Source organism: Prosthecobacter sp. (assembly GCF_014879935.1).
Taxonomy (GTDB): Bacteria; Verrucomicrobiota; Verrucomicrobiia; order Verrucomicrobiales; family Verrucomicrobiaceae; genus Prosthecobacter.
Window position 1 is genome coordinate 1 of sequence record NZ_JACSRD010000017.1, and the last position, 3,507, is coordinate 3,507.

2 protein-coding genes are annotated in these 3,507 nt (G+C 59.5%); both read right to left on the reverse strand.

Annotated elements, in window-relative coordinates; translation table 11 throughout:
• Positions 1 to 204 precede the first annotated feature (204 nt).
• Entirely contained in the window at positions 205 to 378 is a 174-nt protein-coding gene (locus IAE77_RS00205; protein WP_294219637.1) for a hypothetical protein, read from the reverse strand.
• 517 nt (positions 379 to 895) lie between these two features.
• A partial coding sequence (locus IAE77_RS00210) for an alpha/beta fold hydrolase (protein WP_294219638.1) occupies positions 896 to 3,507 on the reverse strand: 2,612 nt, incomplete at its 5' end.

Here is a 3,507-nt window from a genome sequence, read left to right on the forward strand (position 1 = left end):
TTTAAAAACTTCCTCGGCCTGCGCATCGGCGACGACATCCCCGATGCCAAAACGCTCTGGGACTTCAAACAACGCATCGAGGTCGACGGACGCGACTGCGTCGCGTTTGAACTGCTCGTCATAGGTGCGTTTTTTGGTTCCTGTCGTGTTCATGCTGCTTTGGGTAGTTACCCAACTTTTGCTGTCCACGAAAACGACGAAGGCTCAGTCATACAGCCTCAAAAACGCCTCCAACTCCTCATCCGGCTGGCAGAGGATCACGTCGAAGGGCAGCAGATCGCCGTCCTTTAGGTAGCAGTTTCGCGGCAGGGCGTCGATGGCGAGCGTTTGGAAGGCGTCGTTGAAGAACAGGCTCAGACATCCTGACTTCGGAGGCATGGATATGATCCCCATCTAGGTTTTCCCACAGATTCAAGGAGGCCCACAGATTCCTTTTTCAGCCAATCTGTGGGCCTCCCCGAATCTGTGGGAGATCATTCAGGGTTCATCTGGATTCCATGGCAGTTCGTCAGTCTCGAAGGCTGGATTGGAATGTCTGACGCTGTGCTGACCAGCGGGATCGACGATCCTCGTAAAGCCGAAAGCGATGAAGTGCTGCTCTACTTGGACTGCGGCAGCCTGCTGCCGATTTCGTCAGGCCAGCCTGCTGGCCGTCGAATGTTCCGGGACGATGTTTCGCTATAGAATCCTCGCCTTTGCGTCAGCCGAGCGGTTTTTTCGAGAGTCTGGAGACTCCGGCGGCAGCAGGGCTGCCTCGGAAAAGCGGCAGCAGGCTAGCAGGCTGCCGCAGTCCATGAAGCTAGACTCTTCGCTCAACCATCCAAGTTCATCAGCGAGAGCAACCGCTTGTTCGGCCTGGTCTTTCGCGAGGCGGGCCCGGTCGTGCCCAGCACCTTCAGCGCGCGACTGGCTCCGAGCGCAAGCGGAAGAACTTCTGCGAGCCGCCTCCGACCGGTACGGTGGCCCGGTGCGTCATGCCCGACCGGTTCACCGCTGCCGATGAAGGAGTCCATCCCCCGGTTAGCGTGGTGGACTCCTCGAGGAGGTATCCGTCTGAGGCCGACCACTCAAGGTCGATCATCCCAATTGCGCCAGCGCCGATCGCAACAGCGGGGTTGATCGTCGTCTGGATCAGGCCGGAGGTGTTCCCCATGGCGTCTTCCGCGAAGGCTTTCACCACACGCGTTCCCTCCTTGGGGAAGAGCAACTGCGATGAGTAAGCCTGAACCGGTCCGCCATCGAGGCTGTAGTGCAGGCTGGGCACGGGCTGCGCGCCGTCGTGGCCCGTGAGAGCCAGGAGGATCCCACCGGCGTTGTCGGCTAGGGTGAGCGTGACCGTTGGTTGGGTGGCATCCACTGTATTGCCCGTGTTGCTGTGCGTGGGAGCCACCGCCTCTCCGGGCGCATAGGTGCCGTCGTTGTTCTGATCCACCCGCATATCGGGCTGCAACTCCGGCGCGATGCCCCCCTGCCATGACTGGCTGCCCGGCGAGAAGCGGTAGCGCTGGAAGCTGAAGGCGGTGCCCGCGCTATCGTATTCCGTCACCGCGATGTTCATCGGCCCGAACGGCGCGACATCAGGATCCTTTTCCAAGGTGATGCTCTCATCAGCACCGAAGGAGACCTGCACCCACGGCGCACTACCGCCATACTGCACCTCAGTTCCCGGCACGCGTCGAGCCACGATTTCACTCAGCTTTGTGTTGGCATCGCCTGCGGCGTTGCGGATTTGGATGTAGCTGGTGCCGATCACAAAAACCTGCTTCCGCCCTGCGGCGACTTCGCCCGTCAGGTTGATGTCAAAGGGGGTCTCGTCCGTGTCATTGCTGGCAATGTGCAGGACCGCGATGCGCTCCCCGCCGCGATGTCCGCCAGCCGTGGTCGGCGCAAAGGTCACCGTGAAAGTGGTGCTCTGTCCGGGTTGCACTGTGGTGGAGCCAGGGTTGCTGACCGTGAAGTCGTGGCCGTGGGTGCCATCCTTGCTCAGGCTGATCCCCGTCAAATCCTCCCCACCCACATTGCGGATGGTGAAAGTCACCGGCTCACCGCTGCTGGAAAGATTGAGGGTGCCAAAACCGGCGACCGCGCCTCCATCCACGAGCGCCATGCCATCCGGCTGCTCGATGACGATTTCTGGCGGCGTTCCGCTCGGCGCAACCTCCATGCTGGAGGCCATCACGGGAGCAGCAGGTGGAGCGCTGGGCGGCGATCCCGACGGTGACCAGGGTCCGGTTCCGAGGAACCGCGACATCTTATCCCACACTTCGTAGTTGCTCATCAGGGCGGTATGTTCCGCAGACCTTCCCGCAGGCTGCTTGTCAGTCGCAGTGAGGAGAGGCTCCCGGATTTCATGCACCACGGTGCCAGGTGCCAGATACCCTGGAAGGCGGCGGGCGCTCAGCGTGGGCACTGTTCCGTCCCCCTCCCACAGACGAGTGCCAAAATGCGTGGTTCCAGAAACAACACCCATCAAGCTATAAACCGCGAAGTTACGAGCCGTCACCGAAGCCACAGTGTGGTTGACTGCCTGGATGCCCACGAAATGCATGATGCCGAGCCCGCTGGTGTCTCCGGACCAATTGTCCTGGTGCCCGTTTGCGTTTTGGAAGTTGTGAAAGTTTTGATTGGCCTGCGATGCAGATGGCATTGGCCTGACGAGGTCATCCACCATCGCGTAGAGCTGGCTGGTGGAGTATGGCCCCGTATCTCCGTCACCATTGAAATCCCAGCCGTTTTCCCAGAAAAGCGGTCCTGAGTTGCTGAGAAAAGGCGGTGCAGCCACGAGCTGATGAAGCCCCGGCATGGTCGCCAGCGAAGCTTTCATTTGATTGCCGTTGATTAAATCCAATGCCCCTCCCGCTGCTTCATAGAAAGCGCCTGTCAGGAGCAAGTAGATCGGTTTCACAGCCCCCCACAGCGGGCTGCCGACCGTGACCACCTTGTCCACGTCTTCGTTGCCGTAATCGAGCAGGAAACGTCGGGTGACCAATCCGCCCATACTGTGCGCCACGATTTGCACCTTCGAGTTGTCGTGCAGTTGCCGGATTTTTTGGATGTAAGTTTTCAGTGTCGCCGTGTGGGTCGCGTTGTCGCGTCGCCAGTCATAGGGAAAAACAAATAAGTTCGGCCTCGCGCCATTCAGACTGTTTAGCATGTGATCGGAAGTCAGGCGGCTGCGATTTCCCTCCAGCTTGTATTCGGAGTAGCCCAAATCGTTCACCATGTGATCGAGAAAGACGTTATAGACGTTCCCATGGAACTCCCGCACCACATCCTTCGCCTCGACAGTTGGTCCCCCTGGTAGAAGCGCCAGATCCGCCACGTCAAAAGGAGAAAGCGAGGGCCATATCTGGTCGTTGCCAGCCCACAGCTCACTGCCTGCGATCCCGTGGATAAAAATCACAGGAACACCCATGCCGATCAACCGCACCGTGAGAACCGAGTCTTCGCTGTCCTGAGTGGGTATCGAAGGTAGCAGCGGCGAAAGCGGAGTGGTAGGAAGAGGGA

What these genes read in the sequence shown, in the direction of transcription:
- IAE77_RS00205 (WP_294219637.1), bottom strand. Translation starts at nt 378, where the DNA reads ATGCCTCCGAAGTCAGGATGTCTGAGCCTGTTCTTCAACGACGCCTTC.